The organism is Actinomadura geliboluensis, from assembly GCF_043197915.1.
Lineage (GTDB): Bacteria > Actinomycetota > Actinomycetes > Streptosporangiales > Streptosporangiaceae > Spirillospora > Spirillospora geliboluensis.
This window is the reverse complement of record NZ_JBICUA010000020.1, coordinates 113,847-140,010: the sequence shown is the minus strand read 5'-3', so window position 1 is coordinate 140,010 and position 26,164 is coordinate 113,847. Positions and strand designations below refer to the sequence as shown.

At 73.8% G+C, this 26,164-nt stretch carries 22 protein-coding genes; 13 read left to right on the top strand and 9 right to left on the bottom strand.

Annotated elements, in window-relative coordinates; genetic code table 11:
* Positions 1 to 33: 33 nt before the first annotated feature.
* The 5 genes from ACGFI1_RS42345 to ACGFI1_RS42325 all read left to right on the top strand — a co-directional run bounded on the left by ACGFI1_RS42345 (position 34) and on the right by ACGFI1_RS42325 (position 4,921).
* Complete coding sequence (locus ACGFI1_RS42345; protein ID WP_240807697.1) at positions 34 to 1,215, top strand: PucR family transcriptional regulator; 1,182 nt, start codon at positions 34 to 36, stop codon at positions 1,213 to 1,215.
* 126 nt (positions 1,216 to 1,341) lie between these two features.
* Entirely contained in the window at positions 1,342 to 2,256 is a 915-nt protein-coding gene (locus ACGFI1_RS42340; RefSeq protein WP_392793319.1) for an ACP S-malonyltransferase, read from the top strand.
* Positions 2,253 to 3,221 (top strand): beta-ketoacyl-ACP synthase III, encoded by a 969-nt coding sequence (locus ACGFI1_RS42335; protein ID WP_387074232.1) that lies wholly within the window; start codon positions 2,253 to 2,255, stop codon positions 3,219 to 3,221. Before ACGFI1_RS42340 ends, ACGFI1_RS42335 begins: the two co-directional genes overlap by 4 nt.
* Positions 3,222 to 3,277: 56 nt before the next feature.
* Positions 3,278 to 3,529, top strand: coding sequence for an acyl carrier protein (locus ACGFI1_RS42330; protein ID WP_138637210.1), 252 nt, complete (start codon positions 3,278 to 3,280; stop codon positions 3,527 to 3,529).
* A gap of 84 nt (positions 3,530 to 3,613) precedes the next feature.
* Positions 3,614 to 4,921: a beta-ketoacyl-[acyl-carrier-protein] synthase family protein gene (locus tag ACGFI1_RS42325; RefSeq protein WP_138637212.1), complete on the top strand. Its 1,308-nt coding sequence runs from the start codon at positions 3,614 to 3,616 to the stop codon at positions 4,919 to 4,921.
* A 204-nt stretch (positions 4,922 to 5,125) separates the two neighbouring features.
* On the opposite strand, the gene ACGFI1_RS42320 is transcribed toward ACGFI1_RS42325, so the two are convergent.
* Complete coding sequence (locus ACGFI1_RS42320; protein WP_392793302.1) at positions 5,126 to 5,620, bottom strand: DUF3145 domain-containing protein; 495 nt, start codon at positions 5,618 to 5,620, stop codon at positions 5,126 to 5,128.
* Positions 5,621 to 5,963: 343 nt separating this feature from the next.
* Here ACGFI1_RS42320 and ACGFI1_RS42315 point away from each other — a divergent pair, with 343 nt between their 5' ends.
* Genes ACGFI1_RS42315 through ACGFI1_RS42300 form a run of 4 tightly spaced genes read left to right on the top strand, consistent with a single transcriptional unit; the run spans position 5,964 to position 10,691 of the window.
* Complete coding sequence (locus ACGFI1_RS42315) at positions 5,964 to 7,175, top strand: S8 family peptidase (protein WP_392793300.1); 1,212 nt, start codon at positions 5,964 to 5,966, stop codon at positions 7,173 to 7,175.
* A gap of 38 nt (positions 7,176 to 7,213) precedes the next feature.
* Positions 7,214 to 7,738 (top strand): RNA polymerase sigma factor, encoded by a 525-nt coding sequence (locus ACGFI1_RS42310; protein ID WP_138637218.1) that lies wholly within the window; start codon positions 7,214 to 7,216, stop codon positions 7,736 to 7,738.
* Positions 7,735 to 8,184, top strand: coding sequence for a hypothetical protein (locus ACGFI1_RS42305; RefSeq protein WP_386871092.1), 450 nt, complete (start codon positions 7,735 to 7,737; stop codon positions 8,182 to 8,184). Before ACGFI1_RS42310 ends, ACGFI1_RS42305 begins: the two co-directional genes overlap by 4 nt.
* Complete coding sequence (locus ACGFI1_RS42300) at positions 8,181 to 10,691, top strand: CHAT domain-containing protein (protein ID WP_392793298.1); 2,511 nt, start codon at positions 8,181 to 8,183, stop codon at positions 10,689 to 10,691. The genes ACGFI1_RS42305 and ACGFI1_RS42300 overlap by 4 nt, the downstream gene beginning before the upstream one ends.
* 20 nt (positions 10,692 to 10,711) lie before the next feature.
* Here ACGFI1_RS42300 and ACGFI1_RS42295 read toward each other — a convergent pair whose 3' ends face one another.
* The 4 genes from ACGFI1_RS42295 to ACGFI1_RS42280 form a co-directional block, all read right to left on the bottom strand.
* Complete coding sequence (locus ACGFI1_RS42295) at positions 10,712 to 11,542, bottom strand: sulfurtransferase (RefSeq protein WP_386871088.1); 831 nt, start codon at positions 11,540 to 11,542, stop codon at positions 10,712 to 10,714.
* 71 nt (positions 11,543 to 11,613) lie between these two features.
* Positions 11,614 to 12,669, bottom strand: coding sequence for an alkaline phosphatase family protein (locus tag ACGFI1_RS42290; protein ID WP_392793296.1), 1,056 nt, complete (start codon positions 12,667 to 12,669; stop codon positions 11,614 to 11,616).
* Between the two features lie 198 nt (positions 12,670 to 12,867).
* Positions 12,868 to 13,449 (bottom strand): DUF5998 family protein, encoded by a 582-nt coding sequence (locus ACGFI1_RS42285; protein WP_301177027.1) that lies wholly within the window; start codon positions 13,447 to 13,449, stop codon positions 12,868 to 12,870.
* Positions 13,450 to 13,864: 415 nt separating this feature from the next.
* Positions 13,865 to 16,303 (bottom strand): bifunctional acetate--CoA ligase family protein/GNAT family N-acetyltransferase, encoded by a 2,439-nt coding sequence (locus tag ACGFI1_RS42280; protein WP_387074249.1) that lies wholly within the window; start codon positions 16,301 to 16,303, stop codon positions 13,865 to 13,867.
* 168 nt (positions 16,304 to 16,471) lie between these two features.
* Between ACGFI1_RS42280 and ACGFI1_RS42275 the strand changes: the two genes are divergently transcribed.
* Complete coding sequence (locus ACGFI1_RS42275; protein WP_138641624.1) at positions 16,472 to 17,395, top strand: carbohydrate kinase family protein; 924 nt, start codon at positions 16,472 to 16,474, stop codon at positions 17,393 to 17,395.
* 34 nt (positions 17,396 to 17,429) lie between these two features.
* On the opposite strand, the gene ACGFI1_RS42270 is transcribed toward ACGFI1_RS42275, so the two are convergent.
* Positions 17,430 to 18,455: a LysR family transcriptional regulator gene (locus ACGFI1_RS42270; protein ID WP_205719696.1), complete on the bottom strand. Its 1,026-nt coding sequence runs from the start codon at positions 18,453 to 18,455 to the stop codon at positions 17,430 to 17,432.
* 688 nt (positions 18,456 to 19,143) lie between these two features.
* Here ACGFI1_RS42270 and ACGFI1_RS42265 point away from each other — a divergent pair.
* Positions 19,144 to 20,229, top strand: a complete 1,086-nt coding sequence (locus ACGFI1_RS42265) for a serine hydrolase domain-containing protein (RefSeq protein ID WP_392793293.1) — start codon at positions 19,144 to 19,146, stop codon at positions 20,227 to 20,229.
* Positions 20,226 to 20,732, top strand: a complete 507-nt coding sequence (locus ACGFI1_RS42260) for a pyridoxamine 5'-phosphate oxidase family protein (RefSeq protein ID WP_301174811.1) — start codon at positions 20,226 to 20,228, stop codon at positions 20,730 to 20,732. Before ACGFI1_RS42265 ends, ACGFI1_RS42260 begins: the two co-directional genes overlap by 4 nt.
* Before the next feature lie 4 nt (positions 20,733 to 20,736).
* On the opposite strand, the gene ACGFI1_RS42255 is transcribed toward ACGFI1_RS42260, so the two are convergent.
* From ACGFI1_RS42255 to ACGFI1_RS42245, 3 genes are all read right to left on the bottom strand, one after another.
* On the bottom strand, positions 20,737 to 20,964 hold the full coding sequence (locus ACGFI1_RS42255; protein ID WP_392793291.1) for an alpha/beta hydrolase: 228 nt from the start codon (positions 20,962 to 20,964) through the stop codon (positions 20,737 to 20,739).
* Positions 20,961 to 22,247, bottom strand: a complete 1,287-nt coding sequence (locus ACGFI1_RS42250) for an alpha/beta fold hydrolase (RefSeq protein ID WP_392793289.1) — start codon at positions 22,245 to 22,247, stop codon at positions 20,961 to 20,963. The genes ACGFI1_RS42255 and ACGFI1_RS42250 overlap by 4 nt, the downstream gene beginning before the upstream one ends.
* A gap of 292 nt (positions 22,248 to 22,539) precedes the next feature.
* Positions 22,540 to 24,633: a RecQ family ATP-dependent DNA helicase gene (locus tag ACGFI1_RS42245; protein ID WP_392793287.1), complete on the bottom strand. Its 2,094-nt coding sequence runs from the start codon at positions 24,631 to 24,633 to the stop codon at positions 22,540 to 22,542.
* A gap of 151 nt (positions 24,634 to 24,784) precedes the next feature.
* Between ACGFI1_RS42245 and ACGFI1_RS42240 the strand changes: the two genes are divergently transcribed.
* Positions 24,785 to 26,155, top strand: coding sequence for a threonine/serine exporter family protein (locus ACGFI1_RS42240; RefSeq protein ID WP_240808072.1), 1,371 nt, complete (start codon positions 24,785 to 24,787; stop codon positions 26,153 to 26,155).
* The last annotated feature ends 9 nt before the right edge of the window (positions 26,156 to 26,164 follow it).

Here is a 26,164-nt window from a genome sequence, read left to right as displayed (position 1 = left end):
GGGTCATCATCGGGATAGTGGCACCCTGGGGTGGTGGACACCGCGAACGAGGCCGAAATCCGCGACCAGACCACCCAGCGCCTGGAGAAGGCCATGGGGACGTTCGGCACCGCGGCGCTGGCGAGCATGGAGGAGCAGCTCCCCTGGTTCCGGCGCATGCCGGCCGACCAGCGGTCCTGGATCGGCCTCGTCGCGCAGGCGGGCATCGCCGCGTTCGTCGAGTGGTTCAAGAACAACGAGAAGACGCGCCCGGCCATCGCCGGCGAGGTGTTCGGCACCGCGCCCCGCGAGCTGCTGCGCTCCATCAAGCTGCACCACACCATCGACATGATCCGCGTCATCATCGAGGTGGTGGAGACCCGGCTGGACGAACTGGCCGCGCCCGGCGGCGAGGCCCAGCTCCGCGAGGCCATCCTCCGCTACACACGCGACGTGGCGTTCGGCGCGGCCCAGGTCTACGCGCGCGCCGCCGAGACGCGCGCCGCCTGGGACGCCCGGCTGGAGGCCCTCGTCGTCAACGCGGTGCTGCGCGGCGAGGTCGACGACGGCATGCACTCGTGGGCCGCCGCCCTCGGCTGGACGTCCAAGCCCGTCACCGTCATCGCGGGGTTCACCCCGGAAGACGAAGAGCCCGAGGTCACCATCGACCAGATGCAGCTGGCCGCGCGCCGCGCGCGCGCCGACGTGCTCGCCGGCGTGCAGGGGCACCGCGTCATCGTCATCGTCGGCGGTGATATCGACCCCGTCGAGGCGGCCCGCCCCATCGCCGCCAAGTGCGGCCCCGGGCCCGTCGTCGTCGGCCCGCAGGTCGCCGACCTCTACGAGTCCACCCACTCCGCGCAGGCCGCCGTCGCCGGCCTGCGCGCCGCCGCCGGATGGCCCGACGCGCCCCGTCCCGTCCACGCGACCGAACTGCTGCCCGAACGCGCCCTGGACGGCGACGACGACGCGCGCCGCTACCTCGTGGAGAGCGTCTACAACCCGATGCTCGCCGCCGGCGCGCCCCTGCTCGACACGCTCACCACCTACCTCGAACAGGGCTCGTCGCTGGAGGCCACCGCGCGGCTGCTGTTCGTCCACCCCAACACCGTCCGGTACCGGCTCCGCCGCGTCACCGAACTGACCGGGCTGGCGCCCACCGACGGCCGCAACGCCTTCACCCTCCGCATCGCCCTGGTCCTCGGCCGCTTCGGGACGCGCTCCGCCCACGGCTGACCTCCCGGCCGACCCCTACCCGGCGGACGCGCCCTAAGGGGTTGTAGGGGTCGTACAAAGGGTTCCGACCAAAGTTCGTGCTGATCGGTATCGAGGTCAGCGGACATTGACGGAATGCTGGACGCTGTGATTCTCCTCGCATCGCCCGGCCAGGGCGCCCAGACCCCCGGCTTCCTGCAGCCATGGCTAGAGATACCCGGAGTCGCCGACCGTCTCGCCTGGTGGTCGGCCGTCACTGGGCTCGACCTGGTCAGGTACGGGACGGAGGCGGACGCCGAGGAGATCCGCGACACCGCCGTGGCGCAGCCGCTGCTGGTCGCCGCCGCGCTCGCCGCCTACGAGGTGCTCTACGAGGACGCCGTCCCCGGCGCCGTCGCCGGGCACAGCGTCGGCGAGCTCGCCGCCGCCGCGATCGCCGGGGTCCTGACGCCGGAGACCGCGCTGGTCCTCGTCCGGGAGCGGGGCCGGGCGATGGCCGAGGCCGCCGCCGTCACCGAGACCGGGATGACCGCGGTGCTAGGCGGCGACACCGACGAGGTGCTCGCCTCCATCGACAAGCACGGGCTCACCCCCGCGAACGTCAACGGCGCCGGCCAGATCGTCGCCGCCGGGACGATGGAGCGGCTCGCGACGTTCGCCGACGAGCCGCCCGCCAAGGCGCGGCTCCGGCCGCTGTCGGTCGCGGGCGCGTTCCACACCGAGCACATGGAGCCCGCCGTCGACACGCTCCGCCGGCTCACCGCCGGCGTCCGCGCCGCCGACCCGCGCACCACGCTGCTGCAGAACCGCGACGGCACCGCCGTCACCGGCGGAGGCGACTTCGTGGCCCGGCTCGTCGAGCAGGTCAGCGCGCCCGTCCGCTGGGACGCGTGCATGGAGACGATGCGCGAGATCGGCGTCACCGGCATCATCGAGCTGCCGCCCGCCGGGACCCTCACGGGCCTCGCCCGGCGCGAGCTGAAGGGAGTCCCGCTGGTCGCCCTCAAGACACCCGACGACCTCGACAAGGCCCGCGAGCTGATCAAGGCGGACGCGTCATGACCGCCGGGCTCACGATCCCCGCGCCGACCGCCGGCGCCCGCGTCCTCGCCTTCGGCGACTACCGGCCGGCCCGCATCGTCACCAACGACGAGCTGGCCGAGACCGTCGACACCAGCGACGAGTGGATCCGCAGCCGCGTCGGCATCACCGAGCGGCGCATCGCCGGCGACGACGAGGGCATCGTCGAACTCGCCGTGCACGCGGGCGGCAAGGCCCTCGCGGGCAGCGGCCTCGACCCGTCCGACATCGACCTCGTGATCCTCGCGACCTGCTCGGCGGAGTCGCCGATGCCGAGCCACGCCGCGCTCGTCGCGCACCGCCTCGGCATCGACGCGCCCGGCGCGTTCGACCTCAACGCCGCCTGCGCCGGGTTCTGCTACGCCCTCGCCACCGCCAGCGCCGCCGTCCAGGCGGGCAGCGCCCGCAACGTGCTGGTCATCGGCTCCGAGAAGATGTCCCAGTGGATCGACTGGACCGACCGCTCCACCTGCATCATCTTCGCGGACGGCGCGGGCGCCGCGGTCGTCAGCGGCAGCGACTCGCCCGGCATCGGCCCGGTGGTGTGGGGCAGCGCCGGCGACAAGTACGACAAGATCATCATCGATGACCGGCACTCGTTCATCCGGCAGGAGGGCCAGGCGGTGTTCCGCTGGGCCACCACCGCCATCGCCCCCATCGCGCTCCAGGCCTGCGAGCGCGCCGGGGTCAAGCCGGAGGACCTCGCCGCCATCGTCCCGCACCAGGCCAACCTGCGCATCATCGAGGCCATCGCCCGCAAGGTGAAGGCGGCCAACGCCGTCGTGGCCGACGACATCGTCCACTCCGGCAACACCTCGGGCGCCTCCATCCCGCTGGCGCTCTCCCGCATGATCGAACGCGGCGACGTGCCGTCCGGCGCCCCGGCCCTGCTGGTCGGCTTCGGGGCCGGACTGTCCTACGCTGCCCAAGTCATCCAGATCCCGTAGGCCGTCACGCCTGCCCGCCGGGCCTGGACCAACCCACCGAAGGAGAACGCAGAACCATGGCAGTCGCCACCGAAGAGCAGATCCTGACCGGCCTCGCCGAGATCATCGACGACATCGTCGGCATCGACAAGGCCGAGGTGACCCCCGAGAAGAACTTCATCGACGACCTCGACATCGACTCGCTGTCGATGGTGGAGATCGCCGTGGCCGCGCAGGACCAGTTCGGCGTCGAGATCCCCGACGACGAGCTGCGCAACCTGAAGACGGTCAAGGACGTCGTCAACTTCGTCCAGAACCTGCAGAGCTAGCACCTCGGGACGGCGCGCCGCCGGCCCGGCCGGAAGGCGGCGCGCCCGCCCTTCTCCCCTCCCAGTCCGCAAGGAGCACCCAGTATGAGCAAGAGCCAGACCAGAGTCGTGGTGACCGGTCTCGGTGCAACGACCCCACTCGGCGGAGACCTGCCGTCGACCTGGTCCGCCCTGCTCGCCGGAGAATCCGGGGTCCGGAGACTGGACTGGGAGGGCGTCGATCAGCTGCCGGTCCAGTTCGCGGCGACGCTGAAGGTCCAGCCGGACGAGGTCCTGCCGAAGCAGGCGATGCGCCGCCTCGACCGCAACCAGGCGATCGCGCTGATCTCCGCGCGCGAGGCGTGGGCCGACGCCGGGTTCGCGCCGTCGACCGGCGGCAAGCCGCAGAAGGGCATGGAGAAGGCCGGCGTGGACGGCGGCTACACCGTCGACGGCGAGCGCCTCGGCGTCGTGTTCTCCAGCGGCATCGGCGGCCTGCACACCGCCCTCAACAGCTATGACGTCTACCGCGAGAAGGGCTGGTCGCGGGTCTCGCCCTTCACCGTCCCGATGCTGATGCCGAACGGCGCCTCCGGGCACGTCGGCATCGAGTTCGGCGCGATGGCCGGCTCGCACGCCCTGGTCAGCGCCTGCGCGTCCAGCGGCGAGGCCGTCGGCTACGCCATCGACATGATCCGCGCGGGCCGCGCCGACGTGGTGATCTGCGGCGGCACCGAGTCGTGCATACACCCGCTGCAGATGGCCTCGTTCGGGGCCATGCGCGCGATGTCGACCCGCAACGAGGCGCCGGAGCGCGCGTCCCGCCCCTACGACAAGAACCGCGACGGGTTCGTCCTCGGCGAGGGCGCCGCGGTGCTGATCCTGGAGTCTGAGGAGCACGCCCGCGCCCGCGGCGCCCGCGTCCTCGGCATCGCCGCCGGCTGCGGCTACTCCGGCGACGCCTACGACATCGTCCTGCCCGACCCGAGCGGCGCCGGGCAGGCCAAGGCGATGCAGCGCGCGCTGAAGGACGCCGGGCTGGAGCCGGCCGACATCGTGCACATCAACGCGCACGCCACCTCCACCCCCGCCGGCGACGTGGCCGAGCTCGCCTCCATCAAGGCGGGCCTCGGCGAGGACGCCGCCCGCCAGGTGGCCGTCACCGCCACCAAGTCGATGACCGGGCACCTGCTCGGCGGCGCCGGCGCCCTGGAGTCGGTGTTCACCGTCCTCGCGCTGAAGGAGGGGCTCATCCCCTTCGTCGCGAACCTGGAGGAGCTCGACGACGAGGCCGACCTGGACATCGTCCGGGACGAGCCGCGCAAGATCTCCGACGGTCCGGCGGCGGCGCTGAACAACTCGTTCGGCTTCGGCGGCCACAACGTGTCGGTCGCCTTCCAGCGCGCCCTCTGACACCCACGCACGGCAACGGCCCGGCGAGCCTCACGGCTCACCGGGCCGTTGCCGTCCCAAGCCCTCGGCCGGCGCGCACGCCCCCGTCAGCGCGGTGGTCGTTCACCGGCGTGGGGGCGTGCGCGTCGCGGGGCGGGCACGCTCCGGCCGGCCACGCGCCGGGCGCCGCCGCCGAGGCGGCGGCGGCGCGCGGACCGGCGGGGCTCAGACGGCGGCGTGCAGCCAGCGGACGGGGGCGCCGTCGCCGGCCCGGCGGAAGGGCTCCAGCTCGTTGTCCCACGGCGTGCCGAGGAGGCGGTCGAGCTCGTGCTCCAGCGTGGTCTTGCCGACCGCCGCGTTGGCCATGACGGCGCGGAGCCGGTCCTCGGGGACGAGGATGTCGCCGTTGGCCCCGATGACGCCGGAGAAGACCCCGAGGGACGGCGTGAAGCTGAACCGCATGCCGTCGGTACCGGGTGTCGGGTCCTCGGTGGCCTCGAACCGCACGAGCTTCCAATTGCGCAGCGCCGAGGTGATGCCCGCGGCGGTACCGGGCTTGCCCTCCCAATGCAGCTCCGCGCGCAGCGTTCCCGGCGCGGCCGCCTGATCTGCCCACTCAAGGGAAACGGGCACACCGAGAACACCTGCGGCGGCCCACTCGATGTGCGGGCTCAGCGCAGGCGGCGCGGAGTGGACGTAAAAGACGCCACGTGCGGTCACCGGACCTCCTGGATCTGTACCGAGGCTCGTCTTCCCCTACGGCCTCGTACGTCCCAAGTCGGCGTCCGCGTCCCTCATTGTGCATCATCGGCCCGTCTGGCACCACCGTGAGTTCCTTGTTTATCGAACGCTTGACCGCACGATGCGCGCCGTTCACCGGGTCCGCGCGACAAGGGTAGGCCCTCCGCGAGCGGTCCGCGACGAAAGCACGCAACCCGGTGGGGCCGTCGCCGACCACCGCGACGCCCCTCACCGCCAGGAACTTTCCGTTCGTTTCCAGTGACGGTGCGTCGATGATCCGGCACCATGACCGCGGGGGCCGCCGGGGCGAAAGCGAGGACGGATGTTCGACCAGCAGGCGCGGATCGAGCGGGTGCTCGCCCGGCATCCCGGCGCGGTGGTGGTGGAGCCGCTGCCGGGCCGCCCGGCGCTGATCCGCCGGGACGAGATCCTCGTCGCCGGGCGGGACGCCGGCGCGGCCGAGGACGTCCTCCGGCGCTGGTCCGACGCACGGCACGACGAGTACGGCGTCTCCCGCCTGCGGCTGCGCGCCCCCGCGAAGGTGGACGTGTGCGAGGTCGCGGCCATGCTGGCGGCGGGCGGACCCGGCAGGGGTGCGCGGTCCCGGCGGCTGAGCGCGGCGCCGAACCACCTCGTCCTCGGCCAGCCGATGTGGTGGAGCGGGCCCGCCGACCTGCCCCGTCCGGCCGCGCCCCTGCCCGCGCCGGAGGCCGTCCAGGCGCGGCGGGAGGTGACGGTCGCGATCCTCGACACGGGCCTCGCACCGCACCCCTGGTACTCCGGCGCCGACTGGTACCGGAAGCAGCGCGCGGAGGACGCGGAGGTCCTCGACGAAGATCTCGACTACGCGCTGGACGCGCAGGCCGGGCACGGCACGTTCGTCGCGGGCGTGGTGCTCGCGCAGGCGCCGGCGGCGCGGCTGCGGGTCCGCCGGGTCATCGGCGGGGACGGGGTCGGCGACGAACTGGACGTGATCCGGGCGCTCGCCGCCGTCGCCGAGTCGGGCGGCGCCGACGTGGTGAACCTCTCCCTCGGCTGCCACACCTACGACGACCGCCCGTCGCCGGTGGTCGCCCAGGCCGTCGCCGCGCTCGGCCGCCGGACGGTCGTGGTGGCGTGCGCGGGGAACGCGGCGACCGACCGCCCGTTCTGGCCCGCCGCGATGAAGCCGGTCATCGGCGTCGGGGCGCTCGACGGGGACGACCGCGCCTGGTTCTCCAACCACGGCTGGTGGGTCGACGCGTGCGCGCAGGGCGTCGACGTCGCCAGCACGTTCGTCTCGTTCGACGGGGCGCGGCCGCCGGTGCGCGGCATCGACCCCGACCGGTTCGCGGGCTACGCGACGTGGAGCGGGACGTCGTTCGCGGCGCCGGCGGTCGCGGGCCGGATCGCCGGGCTCGCGGGGGCGGAGGGCGTCGGCGCGGTCGCGGCGGCCGACCGCGTGCTCGATCCGGCGGCCCATCCCGTCCGCGCGGGCCTGGGCGTCGTCATCGGGTCGCAAAGTGATACTGACAGTCAGCGTTCGATGGCATAGGGTCAGCAATAAGCGGGGGGCCTCGGGAGGAGACTTCGGTGGCCCATAAGGACGGAACGGACGAGCTGGTGGTCCGGGCGCGCGGCGGCGACGGTGACGCGTGGGCCCGGCTGGTCGAGCGGCACAGCGCGCTGCTGTGGTCGATCGCCCGCTCGCACGGATTGAACGACGCCGACGCGGGCGACGTGGTGCAGACGACGTGGCTGCGGCTGGTGGAGCGGATCGACGGGTTGCGGGACCCGGCGGCCACCGGCTGCTGGCTGGCCACCACGGCGCGGAACGAGAGCCTGCGGCTGGTGCGGCGCAGGAGCCGCGACGTGCCGCTGGTGCCGGCGCCCCGGCGGCCGGAGCCGGGCCCCGAGCGGGTCGTCGCCGACCGCGACCGGCTCGGCCGGGTCGGCGCCGCGCTCGACACGCTGCCGCGCCGCTGCCGGACGCTGCTGCGGCTGTTCGCGCTGGCGCCGAGCCACGCCGAGCTGGCCGCCGCGCTCGGCATCCCGGTCGGCAGCGTGGCGCCGACCCGGGCGCGCTGCCTGGAGGCGCTGCGGAGGCTCGTCCCGTGAACGACGACGAGCTGATGTCCGGGGTCCGGGACGCCTTCGAGGTCCTGGACCCCGTGCCCGCCGACGTGCTGGCGGCGGCGCGCGCGTCGATCGCGTGGCGGCTCCCGGCCGCGGCGCTGGCGGAGCTGGCGCACGACCGCGGCGGCCGGACGGCGGCCGGGGTGCGCGGCGGGGCGTGCCGGACGCTGACGTTCAGCTGCCCCGGCCGGGAGGTGGAGATCGAGGTGGCCGAGCAGGGCCGGGAGCGGGAGATCAGCGGGCGGCTCGTCCCGTCCGCGGCGGCGCTCGTCGAAATCCGGCACCGCGACCTGCCGCCGGGCGGGATCAGCGCGCGGACCGAGCCGGCCGGGCTGTTCTGCGTCCCGCGCGTCCCGGAGGGGCTGGTCAGCCTCGTGTTCCGGCTGGAGGACGGCTCCTCGATCGTGACGAGCTGGATCCATCTGTGACCGGGCCGGACGAGAGCGCGCTGCTGGCGTTGGCGGCGACGGACCCGGCGACCGCGTGGGCGCGGGCGCGAGAGCTGCTCGACGACGACGGCGGCGATGTCCTCGCGCTGCGGGTGGCGGGGCTGGCGGCCAAGGAGCTGGGGCGGCTGGACGAGGGCATCGCCCACCTGGACCGCGCCCTGCGCCTCGCCGAGGGCTACACGGCCGCACAGGTGCGGATGAACCTCGTCGGCCTGCTCACGGCGCGCGGCGACGTCAACGAGGCCCTCGCCCGCGCGGACGAGGCGCAGCCCGTTCTGCACGGCCGTGACGCTGACAGGCTCGCCGCGAACAGGGCATGCGCCCTGGCCCGGGCCGGACGGCTGGACGAGGCCCATGCGGTGGCCGAGGCCGCCCTGCCCCGGTTACGCGAGGGCCATGACGCGGCCGCGTTGAACGGCCTCCTCACCAATCTGGGTCTGGCGTGCGCCTTTCGCGGTGACTACGACGGTGCTGAACAGGCCCTGGCGGAGGCCGTCGCCGTGGGTGAGGCCGCTGGGCTGAGCCATCAGACGGCGATGTCGAAGGGCAACCTGGCCTTCGCGCTATCGCGGCGTGGGGACGCCCCGCGCGCGCTTCGCCTCTTCGCAGAGGCCGAGCCGGGCCTGACCGGTGAGCGCCTGGCGCAGTGCCGGTTCGACCAGGCGGAGACCCTCATCATGGCGGGTCTGGCAGATGAGGCGCGTCCCGTCCTGACCGCCGCCTTGGAGGCGGCCATGGCGAACGGGTACGGGTGCGATGTCGCGGACGGTTTCCTGCTCCTCGCCCACGCCGAACTGGCCGGCGGCAACCCGGAGGACGCCACCGCCGCAGCCGAGCACGCCCGCACCATGTTCGCCGAGCAGGAGCGCACAGGATGGATGCTCCTGGCCGAGCACGCCTTACTCAGGGCCAGATGGGCGTGCGGTGAACGCTCCCCGGTCCTGCTCCGTTCGGCGGCGGCGACGGCCGAGCGGCTGGAGGGCGGCGGCTGGTCCGACGCCGCCGACGAGGCCCGCATCGTGGCGGCGCGCGTTGCGCTGGAACTGGGCAGGCCCGCCGGGCACCTGCTGTCGTCCGTCGGGCGTTCGCGGGGCCGTGCGTCCACCCAGATCGCCGCCTGGCACGCCCTCGCCCTCGAACGCGCCGCGCGGCACGACCGTGAGGGCGCCGTGGCCGCCGTCAACGCGGGGCTGCGGGTGACCGAGGAGCACGCGGAGGTGCTCGGCGCGCTCGACCTGCGCGCCCGCGCGGCCGGGTTCGCCGCCGAGCTGGCCGAGATGGGCCTCGCCCTGGCCCGTTCGGCGGCGGAACTGCTCGCCGTGGAGGAGCGGCGCCGGGCGATCGCGCGGCCGGTGCGGGTCCGCCCGCCCGCCGACCCCGAGCGCGCCGCCGCGCTGGCCGCCCTCCGCGCGCTGAGCGCCGGCCACACCGCCGACACCGCGCGCGGCGGCGGGCCGTCCGCGCTCGCGCCGGACCTGGGGGCGCTGGAGGCGCGGATCCGGTCACGGACGCGGTGCCGCCCGTCCGGGGCCGCGCCGCCCCGCACCGCCGAGCCCGCCGAGATCGCCGCGGCGCTGGGCGACCGGGTCCTCGTCGAGCTGGTCGCGACCGGCGGCGAGCTGCACGCCGTCACCGTCGCGGACGGGCTGCCGCGCCGCCACCCCCTCGGGCCGTGCGAGGGCGTCGACCGCGAGACCGGCCTCCTCCGGTTCGCCGCGCGCCGCCTCGCCGAACGGGACGACCCGCAGGCCCTCGCGACCCTCACCGGCGCGGCGGAGCGCCTCGACCGGCTCCTGCTCGGCCCGCTGAGCCCTGTCACCGGCGACCACGACCTCGTCATCGCCCCGACCGGCGCCCTGCACGGCCTGCCGTGGGCGGCGCTGCCGTCGCTGGCCGGGCGGCCCTTCACGGTCGTCCCGTCCGCGAGCGCCTGGCTCCAGGCTCATGCGGCGGCTCCTCCCGGCGGGCACGCCGTCCTGGTCGCGGGTCCCGATCTGCGCCACGCCGAACGGGAGGTCGCCGCGCTCCAGCGGCTCCACCCTCAGGCGCGCGTCCTGACGGGCGTGCAAGCGCGCGCGGAGGCCGTCCGGGACGCCCTGGACGGCGCGTCCCTCGCCCACATCGCCGCGCACGGCGAGTTCCGCGAGAGCAATGCCCTGTTCTCGCGGCTGCGCCTCGCCGGCGGCCCGCTGATGGTGCACGACCTCGACGAGATGGCCGCCGCGCCGCACCTGGTCGTGCTGTCGGCCTGCGACATCGGCCGCGCCGGCGAGGGCGACGCCGTCCTCGGCATGGCCGGCGCGCTCCTCGCCCTCGGCACCGCCACGGTGATCGCCAGCGTCACTCCCGTCCGCGACGAGGCGACCCCGGAGTTCATGGCGGCCTTCCACGCGGCCGTGGCGTCCGGCCGCCGCCCCGCCGAGGCCCTCGCCGCGCTCCCCCGCACCCCGGCCACCACCGGTTTCCTGGCGATGGGCGCGGGGTGAGGGGGCGGGTGAGAGCCGGGTCAGGCGTCGCCGGTCGCGACGGGGTTGGACGGGTCGCTCACCCAGTCCGACCAGGAGCCGACGTAGAGGGCCGCGGGGATGCCGGCGAGGTTGAGGGCGAGGATCTCGTGGGCGGCGGTCACCCCGGAACCGCAGTAGGCGCCGACGTCGAGGGCGTCGGTGGCGCCGAGTTGGGCGAAGCGCTCGCGCAGCAGCCCGGGCGGCAGGAAACGGCCGTCCACGCCGACGTTTCCGGACGTCGGAGCGTTCCGGGCCCCCGGAATGTGACCCGCGACCGGGTCGATCGGCTCCTGCTCGCCGCGGTAGCGCTCGGCGGCGCGCGCGTCGAGCAGGACGCCCGCCTTCGCCAGCTCGGCGGCGCCCTCCGCGTCCAGCACGGGCAGCCGGCCCGGGTTGGCAATGAAGTCGCCCGGCTTCACCTCGGGCTCGGCCGTGCTCAGCCGGAGGCCCGCCTCCGTCCAGGCGCGGTAGCCGCCGTCCAGGACGCGCACCCGGTCGTGCCCGAAGTAGCGCAGCGACCACCAGACGCGGGCGGCGGAGGTGGAGTCGGCGTCGTCGTACACCACGACCAGGCTGTCGTGCGACACGCCCGCGCGGCGCATGGCCGCCTCGAAGACGGCGGGCTCGGGAAGGGGGTGCCGGCCGCCGCTCCCGGGCGGGCCCGCCACGTCGCGGTCGAGGTCGACGAACACGGCGCCCGGCAGGTGACCCTTGCGGTAGGACTCGATCCCCGGCGGACCCGCCAGATGCCATCGGACGTCCAGCAGGACCACGGGCGCCTGCCGCCGGAGCAGCCGGTCCAGCGCGGGCACTTCGATGAGAGGGTGCACACGGCCAGTTTGCGCGTAAATGCCCTGATTAGGGAGGGGCGAATCCTGGTTCATCTCATATCCGCTGTGTGTCAGGGACGGGACGTGGCGAGCAGCGGCACGAGCTGCTCCGCCGGGACGAGGGAGCCGTGCATGCCGACCATCCGGTTCAGCCACGGCTCCCGCTCGGACGCGACGATCGCGAGATCGGTGCGCGGGACGGCGATCACGTCGCCGATGCGCTCGCGCATGCCGTCGCCGAGGGGGCCGAACCAGCCGTCCGCCACGGCCTGCTCGCGCGGCACGACCCAGGCGCGGTCGCCGAGCAAGGCCGTCCAGGCGGCGAGCACGTCGTCGTGGGCGCCGGGCTCGCTGTAGACGTACCGGGCGCGGGCGTCCCCGCCGAGGAGCGCCACGCCGTCCCGCAGCTCGGGGACGGTGTCGGCGTCCACCCGCTCGGACGGGTCGACCATGCCGTGGTCGGCCGTCACGTACAGGGCCGCACCCGGCGGCAGCACCGCCGCGATCTGCTGGGCGAGCACGTCCACGAACCGCAGCTGGTGCCGCCAGTCGGCGGACCCGACGCCGAAGCGGTGGCCGGTCCCGTCCAGGTCGGCGTGGTAGGCGGTGACGTAGGCGCGGTCACCGCGGCGCAGCGCCGCCTCGGCGCGCCCGACGAGCTGCCCGAGGCCCTCGGCGGACAGGTACTCGGCGCCGCGGGCGGTCGCCCGGCTCAGCCCCGACCGCTTGTGCTGGCGCAGCGAGATGTAGCCGACCTCGACGCCGTCCGCCGCCGCCCGCTCGTACGCGGTCGGGACGGGCTGGAACGCCGCCGGATCCGGGTCGTCGTCCTTCCAGTGCAGGCAGTTCAGCAGCCGGCCGGTGCCGGGCACCGCCACCTGCAGGCCCAGCAGCCCGTGCCCGCCGGGCGGCGCCCCCGTCGCCAGCGACGCCAGGCTGGTGACGGTCGTCGCCGGGAACCCGGCCGTGATCGGGCCGCCGTCCATCGCGTTCAGGAAGGGGGCCTCGTCCGGATGCGCCCTGAGCTGCTCCCAGCCGAGCCCGTCCACGAGCAGAACGCACGCGCGCGGCAACTCGGGCAGCCCCAGCACGTTCACCGCACCCGGCACGCCGAGCGCCGCCAGCACCGACCCGGGAAGATCAGAAAGCGCCCCGGCCCCATACCGAGGTACAGGAACCTCCCTCACCGGGCGACCCTCCCCGTGGGAGGCAACTGGCGCTCCACTCCGGTCACCGGGCCGTCCTCCCCGTGGGGGGCGACCCCCCACACCCCCCGCAAAAGCGGACCGCCCGGCTCCCTACGCTCCGCTGGCGCTCCACTCCGGTCACCGGGCGGTCGCCGCCGAGAGCTCCTCGGCGAAGGCCAGGACCTGGGTGACGGCGTCCGCGCCGTCGGCCGCCTCGCTGACCCGCAGGGACAGGTCGTCGGCGGTGACGCTCCCGGTGTAGCCGTGGTCGGCCTCGCAGTTCTCGTCGCCGCAGGTGGCGGGTTCGAGATCGATGTGGGCGATCGCGCCCCAGCCGATGGTCAGCACGACCTCGGTGGGCGGGACGCCCGGCACGTAGGACGCCGGGTCCGGGACGACCCGCGTCACCGCGACCGACTGGACGCGCTCCAGCTTGACGGCCTCGGTGGTGGTGGACGCGTGCGGCTGGGCCATGCCCTCGCCGGGCGGATGCTCGTCGGTGTGGCACACCAGCAGCCGGGTCGCGGACAGCACGAGCACGGTCACGTGCCGCCGCACCTCCATCGCCGGGTCGAAGGTCGCCTCGTGGTGCACGACGTAGGCGACGACGGGCTCGTCACCGACGGCCGACTCGACCGCGTCCGCGACCAGGGCCGGGTAGTAACCGCTGCGCTCGATCGCCGTGCGCAACCCGTTGGCGGTCGCTCGGGTTTCCCTCATGGCCCCATCCTGCCCTGTCCGTGGCGGACGCGCACATGACGGCCCGCCGCGCGGTCATTCGCGCCCCCGCGGGGTAGGTGGGGGGCATGGACGAGCATCCACTGCCGACCCCGCCGCCGGTGCCGCCGCCCACCCCGGACCCGGCCCCCACGCCGGAGCCCCCGGTGCCTCCCGAACCGCCGCCGGGCCCCTACCCGGGCCCGCCGCCGCGGCCGCCCGGGCCCGTTCCGCCCGGCCCGTCGCCCGAACCGGTCCCGCCGGGGCCGCCGCCGGAGCCCACGCCGCCCGGCCCCGCGCCGGAGCCGACTCCCCCGGCGCCGCCGCCGGAGCCGATCCCGCCAGGACCGGAGCCAGACCCCGTCCCGCCGACCCCGGAGCCGCGCCCGCCCGGCCCACCGGGCTAGCAGGCCGCGCCTCAGAGGCGGCGGGGGCCCATTTCGGCGCGGGGGCCGAGGGGGCGCTCCAGCGTCAGCTTCACCGCGCGCACCGTGACGCCGTGGCCGTCCACCATGACGGGGTCCAGCTCCAGGCGCGCCACCTCGGGGAGGTCGTAGCCGAGGCGCGACGCGCGCAGCAGCAGCCGTTCGAGGGCCTTGACGTCCACGGGTTCGGCGCCCCGGTGGCCGAGCAGCAGCGGCGCCGTGCGGATCGCGCGGATCATCTCCGCGGCGTCCACGTCCGCGAGCGGGGACAGCCGGTAGGCGCGGTCGTCGAGCAGCTCCGCGGTCTCGTCGGCGATGCCGAACGAGATCAGCGCGCCGAACGAGCGGTCCTCCCGGACGACGACGCGGGTCGGCACGCCGTCCCCGCCGTCGGCGACCTCGATGCCGTAGCAGGCGAGCAGCTCCGCCGCCTTCTTCGCCGGGACGTCCACCGGGCCGCCGTCGCCGAGCCATTCCGCGACGAGGACGCGGGCGCGGTCGCGGTCCACGTCCTCGAACACCGGCATGCGGCCCGCGGGGCGCCGCCGCCACTGCGCGTACCTGATCACGTACGCGAGGGCGCGCACGGCGTCCTCAGGCGAGGTGTAGGACGGCACCGAGCCCTCGGCGGGCATCCCGTCCGGGCCGGGGACGCGCAGTTCGGCGGGCATGCCCTCGGTGCCCAGGTAGGTCGCGACGACCGGTTTGCCGGCGCCGGCGGCGAGCCGGAGCATCTTCTCCGGGACGCGCACGTCGTAGCCGCCGATCGTCGGCGGGGTGAACAGCGCCACGACCGCGTCCACCGTGTCGTCGTCGAGCGCGGCGGCGAGGGCGGCCTCGTAGTCGTCGGCGTCCGCGCCGGGGCCGAGGTCGATGCGCGGCCTGACCTGCAGGCCGTGCGCCACCGCCTCGTCCTGCGCGAGCAGCCCGAGCGAGTTGGAGTTGTCGATGATCGCGATGCGGTCCCCGGCGGGGAGGGGCTGGTAGGCCAGCACCTGCGCGACGTCGAACAGCTCGGCGAGGTCCTCGACCCGGATGACGCCGGCCTGCTCGAACAGCGCGCTGACCGCGTGGTCGGGCAGCGTGAGCGCGCGCGCCGCGTGCCCCAGCGGGACGCCCTGGGTGCTGCGGCCGCTCTTCACCGCGACGATCGGCTTGCGGCGGCCCAGCCGGCGCGCCAGCCGCGCGAACTTGCGGGGGTTGCCCAGCGACTCCAGGTACAGCAGGACGGCCTTGGTCGCCGGGTCCTCCTCCCAGTACTGCATGAGGTCGTTGCCTGAGACGTCCGCCCTGTTGCCCGCGGACACGAAGGTGGACAGGCCGAGGCCGCGTTCGGCCGTCCGCTGCAAGATGGCGATGCCGAGCGCACCGGACTGGGAGAAGAAACCGACCGGCCCGCGCCCCGGCATGGTCGGCGCCAAGGTCGCGTTGAGCCGCACATCCGTGTCGGTGTTGGCGATGCCCAGGCAGTTGGGGCCCACGACGCGCATTCCATACGCGCGCGCGAGGCTGACGAGTTCCTTCTGGTTGGCGCGCCCCTCCTCGCCGACCTCACCGAAGCCGGACGAGACCACGACCAGGCCCCGCACGCCCTTGGCCGCGCACTGCTCCACGACCCCGTGGACGCTGTCGGCGCGGACGGCGACGACCGCGAGATCCACATCGTCGGGAATGTCCAGGACGGACGCGTACGCGCGCACCCCCGCCACGGCGACCGCCGTCGGATGCACCGGGTACACCGGCCCGCTGAAGTCCCCGGCGAGCAGGTTCCGCAGGACGGTCTGCCCCACGCTGTGCTCCGCGCGGCTCGCCCCGATCACCGCCACCGACCCGGGGAACAGCAGCCGCTGGATCGACCGCGACTCGGCCCGGTGCTCGCGGGCCGTCATGACCTCCAGCGAGGTGTCGGTCGGCTCCAGGTCGAGGACGAGCTCGATCACGCCCTCCTCGAACCGCTGCTCCGCCCGGTAGCCCGCCTCCCGGAACACCCGCGTCATCCGGCGGTTGTCGGGCAGCACGCTCGCCACGAACCGGCGCACGCCCCGCTCTCGCGCCGCCGCCGCGATGTGCTCCAGCAGCACCGCGCCGAGGCCGCGGCCCTGGTGCGCGTCCTCCACGAGGAACGCGACCTCCGCGGTCTCCGGCCGGTCGCCGAGCCGGTCATAGCGGACGACCGCCACCATCACCCCCGCGATCGTGGCGATCAGCGCGACACGCCGGTCGTGGTCCACGGTCGTGAAATGTTCGACGTCGCGGTCCGACAGGTGGGGGCGCGGCGAGAAGAACCGGTAGTAGATCGACTCCGGGGACAGCCGCTCGTGGAAGGAGCGCAGGAGGTCGGCGTCATCGGGCCGGATGGGACGCAGGTGGGCCGTCCCGCCGTCGCTGAGCACGACGTCGGCCTCCCACTGATCCGGGTAACGCTCGGTCACGTACCCGAGGGTAAGGCACGGACGCTCCTGGGGCCGCGCCGGGAAAAACGGTCTTCCCCGCGTTTCGCTGCGCGTTCGAGACCTAATCGGGGCTCCGGAGCTGTTACGGTCGAGCACACGTCCAGACTTGCCGCTCGCGCGGGCCGTGTTGATCGAGGTGATGACTCCATGACGCGCGTGGTCGTGGTCGGCGATCTCATGACAGACACCGTGGCGCGTGCCGCGTATCCCCTGGCGAAGGGGAGCGACACGCCCGCCGCTGTAACGACCCACGGGGGCGGCTCCGGCGCCAACGTGGCGGCCTGGCTCGCCTTGGAAGGGGTCGAGGTCGCGTTCGTCGGCCGCCGCGGCTCCGACATCGCGGGCCGGAACCGGGACATGGAGATGATGGGGTACGGCGTCGACGCCCGCCTCGTCATGGACCAGGAGCGTCCCACCGGCACCTGCGTGGTCATGGTCACGCACAAAGGCGACCGGACGATGCTGTCCGATCCCGGTGCCAACGGCGCGCTCCTCCCCGAGGACATCGAGCGCTGCAAAGACCTGTTCAACCAGGGCACGCACCTGCACCTGTCCGGCTACTCGCTGATCAACGAGGGCTCCCGGAAGGCCGCCATCCACACCCTGGACCTCGCCCGCAAGGCGCAGATGTCCGTCTCGGTGGACGGCGGGTCGTCCTCCCCGCTCAAGCGGATGGGCGCCGAGCCGTTCCTGGAGTGGACGCAGGGCGCGCGGCTGCTGGTCGTCAACGCCAAAGAGGCCGAGATCCTCACCGGCCGCGACACGCCGGAGCAGGCCGCCAAGGTGCTGACCGCCTGGTATCCGCAGGTCGTCATCAAGAACGGCTCCGACGGCGCCCTCTGGTACACCAACGGCCGGCCCGAGCCCGTCACCGTCGCCGCCGAACCCGTCGAGAAGATCATCGACGGCACCGGCGCCGGGGACGCGTTCGTCGCCGGGTTCCTGCCGCCCTGGCTGGACGGCAAGCAGCCCGCCGACGCGCTCACCGCCGGCTGCCGGCTCGCCGCCCGCGCGATGAAGCACCTCGGCGCCCGCCCGACCCTCGACGTGGTCGACAACCAGATCAAGTAGGGCCCGGGCGCTCGAGTTGGGTCCGGGCGCGGGGTCAGGCGAGCGGGGTGTAGGTGCGGACGTCCTCCTTGACCGCCGCCCAGAGGCGGTTGAGGGGGTGCCCCGGCCCGTAGCGCTCCAGGTCGGCGCGGCGGACGAACGCGCCCGTCATCAGTTCGGCCTTGGGCTCCAGGTCGTCGTGCAGCCCGATGGCGCGCAGCGGCACCGCGTCGGGATCGTCCTGCGCGGCCATGCCCCGCCCGATCGACCCGGTGACGATCATGCAGCCGCGGACGAACCCGGACCGCAGCAGCGACAGCCCGTAGTGGACGTCGTCGATGTCGGCGACGACGTTGAGGCGGTCGCGGTAGTGCGGCCCGTACCAGGTGGCGAGCAGGTCGGCGACCAGCCCGGCCGGCGGCACCACCAGCGGGACGCGCCCGAGCGCGCTGGTCTCGACGGGCCCGTCCGGCAGCTCGCTCTCCGGCAGGTTGGTCAGCAGCAGCGCCTGGCCCCGCGCGTACTCGATGACCTCGTACTCCTTCAGCCGCAGATCGCCCTCGGGGGTGCTGACGATGCTCCCGCAGACGAGGTCGACCTGCCGGTTCTCCAGCCGCGACCACACGTCCTTCGTGCGGACGTGGGCGACCTTGAACTCCACCTCCCGCTGCCGGAACTCCTCCGACACCCGGTTCCAGGCCCGGGACACGATCGGCAGGGTGAACTCGGTGGTGCCGACGGTCAGCATCCGCCCCAGCCTGCGCCGGCTCAGGTGAATGGATTCCAGCCACTTGTCGAACGTCATGCGCGCCAGTTCGACGGTGGCCTCGCCGGTGGGGGTGAACAGGAAGTCCTTGCCGCGCCCCTGGCGGACCGTCAGCACCTCGCCGCAGAGGTTCTGGCTGTTGCGGTTCAGTATGTCGAGCTGCTTCTGGACGCTGGACTGCTCGCGCCCCAGCACCCGCGCGGCCCGCAGCGCGGACCCGGTCTCATGCACCACCAGGAGCGTCCGCAGCTGGTCGAACGTCATGTCGAGCAGCCCGGACGGACCGTCCAGGAGGGCGTCGAGGGTCGGTGACACGGTGAGGGACATTACTACCTGTTCCACCGGTCCGACGACAAATGGCCATGCGGCCAGCTGGGCGGGAACTGATGACATTTCCCACTGAACTTATCTAAAGATGTTCTTGCAAACAGCTGGACAGAGTTTTCTGACCTCTAGGACACTTTCTTTCGAGCCGCTCCCCGCCGCCGTCCCTCGTCCCGACCGGACGGCGGCGTTCCGGGCGCGCCCCGGTGGTGCCGGCCACCGGGGCCGCCGCCCGGCGACCCGACTCCCGTTCGCCGCGGCCCTTCTCCGCCGCGGCGCCGGGGCCGGACGCCGGCCCGTGCGCGGGGCCGCGCGCACGGGCCGGTCCGATCGTCCCGCCCGCGCCCACGGGGGCGCGCGGGCGGCCCACGATCACCGGACCCACCGCGCGCGCCCCGCTCGCAACGGCTGTCGGCAGGGCACGCTCGGGTAGCTCTCCGGGCCGGACGGTGCGATCAGTCCAGCGTGCGGGCGGCACGTCCGAGTCACCGCCTGTGGGACCGATGAATCTGCGGGGGCACGAAGGTCTGTATGGACGCCGCGAGAACCATGACGCCCGATCCCGACCGAAGGAGCCCGCACCCATGCCCCGCGAAGGCCCCGCCATACCGCCGCGAGCGACAACGGTGCTCCCGCCGCCAGGCCGACCCGTGAGCAGAGCCCCCGGCGCGAGCGTCCAATGACGTCCCTCCAGGAGAGACTCCAAGACGCGGCCGATGATCTGGTGGCGTCCGGCGCCGAGGTGGGCCTGCAGATCGCGGTCGTCCACAACGGACGGACGGTCGCCGACGTCGTCGCGGGCATGGCCGCCCCTGAGCACGCGGTGACACCCGACACGCTCTTCTACGCCGCTTCCACCGCCAAGGGCGTGGCGTCGGCGGTGGCCCATGTGCTCGTGGAGCGCGGCGAGCTCACCTACGACATGCGCGCGGCCGACGTCTGGCCGGAGTACGCGGCCCACGGCAAGGGCGAGACGACGCTCCGCCACGTCCTGCTCCACACCGCGGGCGTGCCCGCACCCCCGCACGACACCACGATCGAGGACCTGTGCGACTGGGACCACATGTGCGCCGTTCTGGCCGCGTCCGAACCGTGGTGGGAGCCCGGCACCCGCTTCGGCTACCACGCGCAGACGTTCGGGTTCCTGCTCGGCGAGATCGTACGGCGCGCCACCGGACGCACCCTGACCTGGTGGCTGCACGAGGCCGTCACGCGGCCGCTCGGCGTCGGGGACGACGTGCACTTCGGAGTCCCCACCGCGCACCTGCCCCGTGTCGCCCATCAGGAACCGCCGACGGAACCGCCACCGGACCCGGCTCCGGCCGACCGGTCACTCCCGCCCGGCATCAGACCCGACGCCGCATACGCCAACCGCCCGGACGTTCTCACCTCGGACATCCCGTCCGCCGGCACGATGACGGCCCGCGGCGCGGCTCGCGTCTACGCCGCCCTCCTGGGCCACGTCGACGGCGTCGACCTGGTCTCCCCCGCCCGCCTGGCCGACATGGCGGCCGTCCACGTCGACGGCATGGACGAGGTCATGGACATGCCGGCGACCTGGGCGTTCGGCTTCAGCGACTACCGTCCCGCCCGCCCGCGCCCCGGATCGACGTTCGGCATGCCGGGCATGAACGGCTCGGCCGCCTACGCCGACATCGACACGGGCGTGGCCGTCGCGGTGATGCGCAACCGCTTCACGCCCGACCTCACGGCGCTGACGCGCATCGACCACATCATCTGCGACACCATCGATCGGAGCGAATGACCATGCAGAACCCGACACCGCAGCTCGACGAGCGCTTCAGCGACCCCGCCGCCCAGGCGACCCCCTGGGCCACCACCCTCAAGGCCCTCGAAACGGCGCAGCTCTTCTGGATCACGACCGTCCACGCCGACGGCCGCCCGCACGTCACGCCCCTCGTGGCGGTCTGGCTCGACGACGCCCTGCACTTCTGCACGGGCCCGGAGGAGCAGAAGGCGGTGAACCTCTCGCACAACCCCCACGTCGTCCTCACGACCGGCTGCAACGACTGGACGCAGGGCCTCGATGTCATGGTCGAAGGCGAGGCCCGGCGCGTCACGGACCGCCCCACCCTCGAACGCCTCGCCGCCGTCTGGACCACCAAGTGGACCGGCCAGTGGCAGTACGAGGTGGCCGACACCGGCTTCGTCCACCAGGCGGGCGAAGCCCTCGTCCTGGCCGTGAAGCCGACCAAGATCTTCGCCTTCACCAAGGGCACCTTCACCCAGACCCGCTACACCCCCTGACCCGTCACCCCCGGCGTACCGGCGCGGGCGGGATCTCGGCCAGACAGGAGGTGTCGGGGACTCGCAGGTCACGGACGAATCCGGTCTGGATCCCGGCCACGCAGCCGCTGGGCTCGTGTTCGGGCACGTGGCCGACGTTGGGCACCTCCACGACCGTGGCGCGGCGGAACTGGCGTGCGGCCTGCCGCCCCGTCTCGGTCGGAGTGTTGGCGTCCAGGTCACCTGAGGTCACCAGGACGGGGAGTCGGGGAACGGCCCGCCGGTCGGCTGGCCCGTGCCGTGCCGGTCGGGCCAGCGGACGCAGGTGTTGCCCTGGTCGTAGCTCATGCTGGTCCAGGCCCGCTTTCCGAACGGCCAGTAGTCGCTCTCGGGCAGTGCGGCGCGCCCGGCCGCGAACTGCCGGAGCCGAAGGGGGACCGGCGCCCCGCGGTCCCACAGCGTCGGGTAGTCGTTGCAGACCACGGTCGCCGCCAGTTCGGGGTTGAAGGGCTGCGGGTCGTCCTGACGCAGTGAGGACCCGCTCAGCGGGGCCGTCTTCTGAGCCGCGTCGATCAGCATCGTGGTGTCGGAGCGCAGTGCGCTGCTGACCATCGCGGGGACGTCGCCGAGGCCGGCGGGCGCCGTCTTGGCCAGCCCGTAGACGATCGAGGCCAGCGCGGTGTCGTCGAGCCGCCGCCGCTGTCCGCCCAGCGTGTAGGAGACGGGCCGGGTGCGCAGCCGCTGGGCGAGCCGTGCGGTGTCGCGGAGCACCTGGTCGCCGTCGCAGGCGCCGGCGCTGCGTTCGCAGACCAGCCGCAGCGCCCGGCGGGCGGCCCGCGCGTTGGGACGTCCCCACATGTCCACGGCGAGCGGGTAGGCGCTGGAGAGCACGAGCGAGCGCACCCGCTCGGGGTGCCGTTTCGCGTAGACCGTCATCAGGTAGGTGCCGTAGGACTCCCCGATCAAGTCCAGCCGCGCGATGCCCAGCTCCGCGCGGACGGCGTCGATGTCATCGGCGATCTCGGCGGAGGTGTAGCCGCGCGCCCCGGCGCCCAGCGTCCGGCCGCACTCGCCGACCGCCCGCACGAACTCCTCGCGTGTCGCGGGCAGCGAACCGAGCGCGCCGCAGCTGACCGGGTCGGACCGGTTGACGCCGCGCGGATCGACGAGCAGCAGGTCATGGTCCTTCAGCAGCCCGCCGAACATGCGGGCATAGGTGGAGGCGGACGCGATCGCGGAATCGCCGGGGCCGCCCGGATTGATGGTCACGGTTCCCCTGGCGGGCCGGGACGTGTCGCGGTGCTTGATCAACGCGTAGGCCACGGTGATGTCCCCCAGCCCGGGGCGGGCCCGCACCAGCGGCACCCGCACCGTCCCGCACACCGCACCCGGCACCGGCACGCACCCGGCCGACGCGTTCTCCGCCGTCCGCTGAGGCGTCCCGGCACGTCCCGCCGGCACGGCGACCAGCCCACTCGCCACCACCGCGGCGACCCCGGCCACCAGCATCCCGCTGCCCTTCGAGATCAACTTCATGCACGGCAGCCTGGACGGCACGGTGTCGCACGCGCATCGTCCTGTACGGGTAACCCGCGCCCGCCCCCTGAGAGGGAGACCAACCCACCCCCGGGCACCACACCGGCGAATTTCATGGTTCGGTGGGCCTTCACCGTGGCCCCGCCATCGAGGCGGGCGAGCGCTTCTGATGTCCGTCCCCGGTGGCCCGATCCGGCCGCAGGCGCGCCGCCCGGGCCGCGTGGGCGTTTGCGCCACTCCGCCCGGTGGCGGCGGCAGGCGTGGGCGTGCCGCGTGCGATGCGGCGGGTGGGTTAGGAGGGGGTGGCGAGGGTCAGGGGGAGGACTGATTGGGCGCCCTCCTCCTTGAGGAGACGGGTGGCGACGGTCATCGTCCAGCCGGTTTCTATGCGGTCGTCTACCAGGAGGATGTGGCCGGGGTTGTCTTGGAGGGCCTCGGTGAGGGGCGCCGGGACGGCCAGGCTCTGCCAGACCTGGTGGAGGCGTTGGGCGCTGTTGTGGCGTCGGGGGCCTGGGTCGCCGAGTGGGGTCAGTTCGCCCAGGTACGGAAGGCGGCCTATCTCGGCTATGCGGCGGCCGAACGTGGTGACCAGGCGGGGGCGGGAGCGGGAGCCGATCGTGACGACGCCGGTCGGGCGGGTGCCCCAGTCCCAGGCGGCGAGGACCTTGACGACGGCGTCGACCAGGTCGGCGGGGACGTCGGTGTCGTCGGCGGCGAACAGGTCGCGGAGGCGGTTGCCCCAGCCGATGTCGGTGAGGCGGCCGAGGGCGCGGCCCGTCTCGGCCTGGAGGTCGGCCTTGATGCGGCCGGACACGCCGAGGTCGTCCTTGAGGCCGGTGGGCCACATGCGGCGGGGGGCGATGTCGACGCCGGGGCGGTGCAGGCGGTCGCGGGCGCGGGTCGCGCTCTCCTGGGCGACGTCGGTGGGCCAGTGGCGGCCGGTGCAGTTGTCGCAGCGGCCGCAGGGGGCGGCGGCCGGGTCGTCGAGCTGGCGGCGGAGGTACTCCTCGCGGCAGCCCGTGGTGGAGATGTAGTCGAGCATCGCCTGCTGCTCGCGGCGCCGCTCGGCGGTGACGCGCTCGTAGCGTTCGCGGTCGTAGCTCCAGGGCCGGCCGGTGGACGTCCAGCCGCCCTTGACGCGGCGGGCCGCGCCGTCCACGTCGAGGACCTTGAGCATCATCTCCAGGCGGGCCCGGGTGAGGTCGACCATCGGTTCGAGGGCGCCGGTGGAGAGCGGGCGGTCGGTCGAGTCGAGGACCTCCAGGGTGGTGCGGACCGTCTGCTCCGGAGGGAACGCCAGGCTGGCGAAGTAGGCCCAGATGTCGCGGTCCTCCCGGCCGGGGAGGAGGATGACCTCCGCGCGGTCGACGCCGCGGCCCGCGCGGCCGATCTGCTGGTAGTACGCCACCGGGGACTGCGGCGCGCCCATGTGGACGATGAAGCCGAGGTCGGGCTTGTCGAAGCCCATGCCGAGGGCGCTGGTCGCGACGAGGGCCTTGAGCTTGTTGTCCTGGAGGTCCTGCTCGGCCTGGAGGCGTTCGGCCTGCTCGGTCTGGCCGGAGTAGGCGGCGACCTCGTGGCCCCGGTCGCGGAGGTACCCGGTGATCTCGTGGGCGGCGGCGACGGTGAGCGTGTAGATGATGCCGGAGCCGGGCAGGTCGGCGAGGTGCTCGCCGAGCCAGGCGATGCGCTGCTCGGCGGTGGGGAGCGCGGCGACGGCGAGGTGCAGCGACTCGCGTTCCAGCGGGCCGCGCAGGACGAGGGCGTCGTCGCCGGCGAGCTGCTCGGCGACGTCCTGGGTGACGCGGGCGTTGGCGGTCGCGGTGGTGGCGAGGACGGGGATGCCGGGCGGCAGCTCGGCGAGCAGGGTGCGCAGCCGCCGGTAGTCGGGGCGGAAGTCGTGGCCCCAGTCGGAGATGCAGTGCGCCTCGTCGACCACGACCAGCCCGGCCCCGGCGGCGAGCTTCGGCAGGACGAGATCGCGGAAGTCGGGGTTGTTGAGCCGTTCGGGGCTGACGAGCAGCACGTCGACCGCGCCCGCCTCGACCTCGGCGAAGATCTGCTCCCAGTCGCCGGTGTTGGACGAGTTGATCGTGCGGGCGTGGATGCCGGCCCGGTCGGCGGCCTCGATCTGGTTGCGCATCAGCGCCAGCAGCGGCGAGACGATCACGGTGGGGCCGGCGCCGCGCTCGCGGAGCAGCCGGGTCGCCACGAAGTACACCGCCGACTTGCCCCACCCGGTGCGCTGCACGACCAGGGCGCGGCGGCGGTCGACGACGAGCGCGCTGATCGCCGTCCACTGGTCGTCGCGGAGCCGCGCGTGGTCGCCGGCGAGGGCGCGCAGGCAGCGCTCGGCATCGTCCCGGAGCCCGTCTGAAGTGCTCATGTGTCCTTGGTACCAGCGCCGTGGAAGACACCGCACCAAAAACGCGTTCTGTGGAAAAGGCGGGTGGGAGCCGGGGCGTTGCGGCCGCGAGTGCGTGGGTAGCCTGCTGGTCAAGATCAGGTGACGGCGGGGAAGGAACACAGCGGGGGCAATGCGCGCTGCCGAACGATTGCGGCGGACCTGGCAGGTCCTGATGGACGGGCATCCCCCGGAACCGCCAGAGGAAGAGCCCGGTGAGGTCGTCGACCCGCGTGCGGTCGATCTCGTCCTGCGCGTCGGTGAACTGCTGCTGGCGAGCGGTGAGACCACCGAGCGCGTCAACGAGGCGATGCTCAGCCTGGCCGTTGCCTATGAGCTTCCCCGGTGCGAGGTCCAGGTCACGCTGACGAGCCTTCTGGTGTCGGCCCACCCGGGCAAAGGGGCGCCGCCGATGACGGGGACGCGTGCCATCCGGCGCCGTACCCCGGCCTACTGGCGCCTTACGGCGCTGCATGATCTCGTCCAGGACGCCTCCATCGGCATGTTGGAACTGGACGACGCGCACAAGCGCCTCGCGGGGATCAAGAGCGGGCGCGCGCCTTATCCGGCGTGGCTGATGGTCGTGTCGCTGGGCCTCATCGCCGCCTCGGGCAGTGTGCTGTCCGGTGGTGGGCCGCTCGTCGCGACGACCGCGTTCATCGCGACGGTGCTCGGCGACCGCACCGCCGCGGCGCTGGCGCGGCGCGGCATCGCGGAGTTCTTCCAGCTGACGGTCGCCGCCGCGATAGGAGCGGGAGCCGCGGTCATCGTGGTGGCCCTGGGCAATCCGAAGGACGCCTCCACCATCGTCACGGGCGCGATCCTGGCGCTGCTGCCGGGACGCCCCCTCGTCGCGAGCATTCAGGACGGCATCACCGGCGACCTGGTGAGCGCCGGGGCGCGGGTCCTGGAGGTCTTCTTCATGATCGCCGCGATCGTCGCCGGGCTCGGCGCGGTCGTCTACCTCGCGGTCAATTTGAACGTCCCCATCGACGTCAAGCACCTGCCCACGCCGGCGGCGGAGCTGCGGCCGGTCGCGGTGATCGCGGCGGCGGCGATCTCCGTGACGTTCGCGATATCCCTTGCCGCGCCCAAGCAGGTCCTGCTGGCGGCGGCCTTGGGCGGTGCGCTCATCTGGGTGCTGTACGTCCTGTCGCGCGGGTGGAACGTTCCCCCGGTGCTGGCGGCGGCGGTGGCGGCGACGGTCGTCGGTGTTGCGGCGAACTGGCTGGCGCGAAGAAACCAGCAACCCGTCATGCCCTACGTGGTCCCGGCCATCGGCCCTCTGCTGCCCGGGACCGCGCTGTACCGCAGCATGGTGGAGCTCAACACGGGCTCCCCGAACACGGGTGTGCTGAGCCTCATCGGGGCCGTGTCCGTGGCGCTGGCCTTGGGCGCCGGCGTGAACCTCGGTGGTGAGCTGGTCCGCGCGTTCCAGCGCGTCGGCCTCGGCGCGTCTGGACGGTGGGCCCGTCCCGCGGCCCGCCGTACGCGCGGTTTCTGAGCCCTCGTT

Bases quoted from the DNA above. Each gene is read 5' to 3' on its own strand.
- ACGFI1_RS42335 (WP_387074232.1), top strand. From the start codon at position 2,253: ATGACCGCCGGGCTCACGATCCCCGCGCCGACCGCCGGCGCCCGCGTC.
- ACGFI1_RS42330 (WP_138637210.1), top strand. From the start codon at position 3,278: ATGGCAGTCGCCACCGAAGAGCAGATCCTGACCGGCCTCGCCGAGATC.
- ACGFI1_RS42325 (WP_138637212.1), top strand. From the start codon at position 3,614: ATGAGCAAGAGCCAGACCAGAGTCGTGGTGACCGGTCTCGGTGCAACG.
- ACGFI1_RS42315 (WP_392793300.1), top strand. From the start codon at position 5,964: ATGTTCGACCAGCAGGCGCGGATCGAGCGGGTGCTCGCCCGGCATCCC.
- ACGFI1_RS42285 (WP_301177027.1), bottom strand. From the start codon at position 13,449: ATGAGGGAAACCCGAGCGACCGCCAACGGGTTGCGCACGGCGATCGAG.
- ACGFI1_RS42275 (WP_138641624.1), top strand. From the start codon at position 16,472: ATGACGCGCGTGGTCGTGGTCGGCGATCTCATGACAGACACCGTGGCG.
- ACGFI1_RS42265 (WP_392793293.1), top strand. From the start codon at position 19,144: ATGACGTCCCTCCAGGAGAGACTCCAAGACGCGGCCGATGATCTGGTG.
- ACGFI1_RS42260 (WP_301174811.1), top strand. From the start codon at position 20,226: ATGACCATGCAGAACCCGACACCGCAGCTCGACGAGCGCTTCAGCGAC.
- ACGFI1_RS42250 (WP_392793289.1), bottom strand. From the start codon at position 22,247: ATGAAGTTGATCTCGAAGGGCAGCGGGATGCTGGTGGCCGGGGTCGCC.
- ACGFI1_RS42245 (WP_392793287.1), bottom strand. From the start codon at position 24,633: ATGAGCACTTCAGACGGGCTCCGGGACGATGCCGAGCGCTGCCTGCGC.
- ACGFI1_RS42240 (WP_240808072.1), top strand. From the start codon at position 24,785: ATGCGCGCTGCCGAACGATTGCGGCGGACCTGGCAGGTCCTGATGGAC.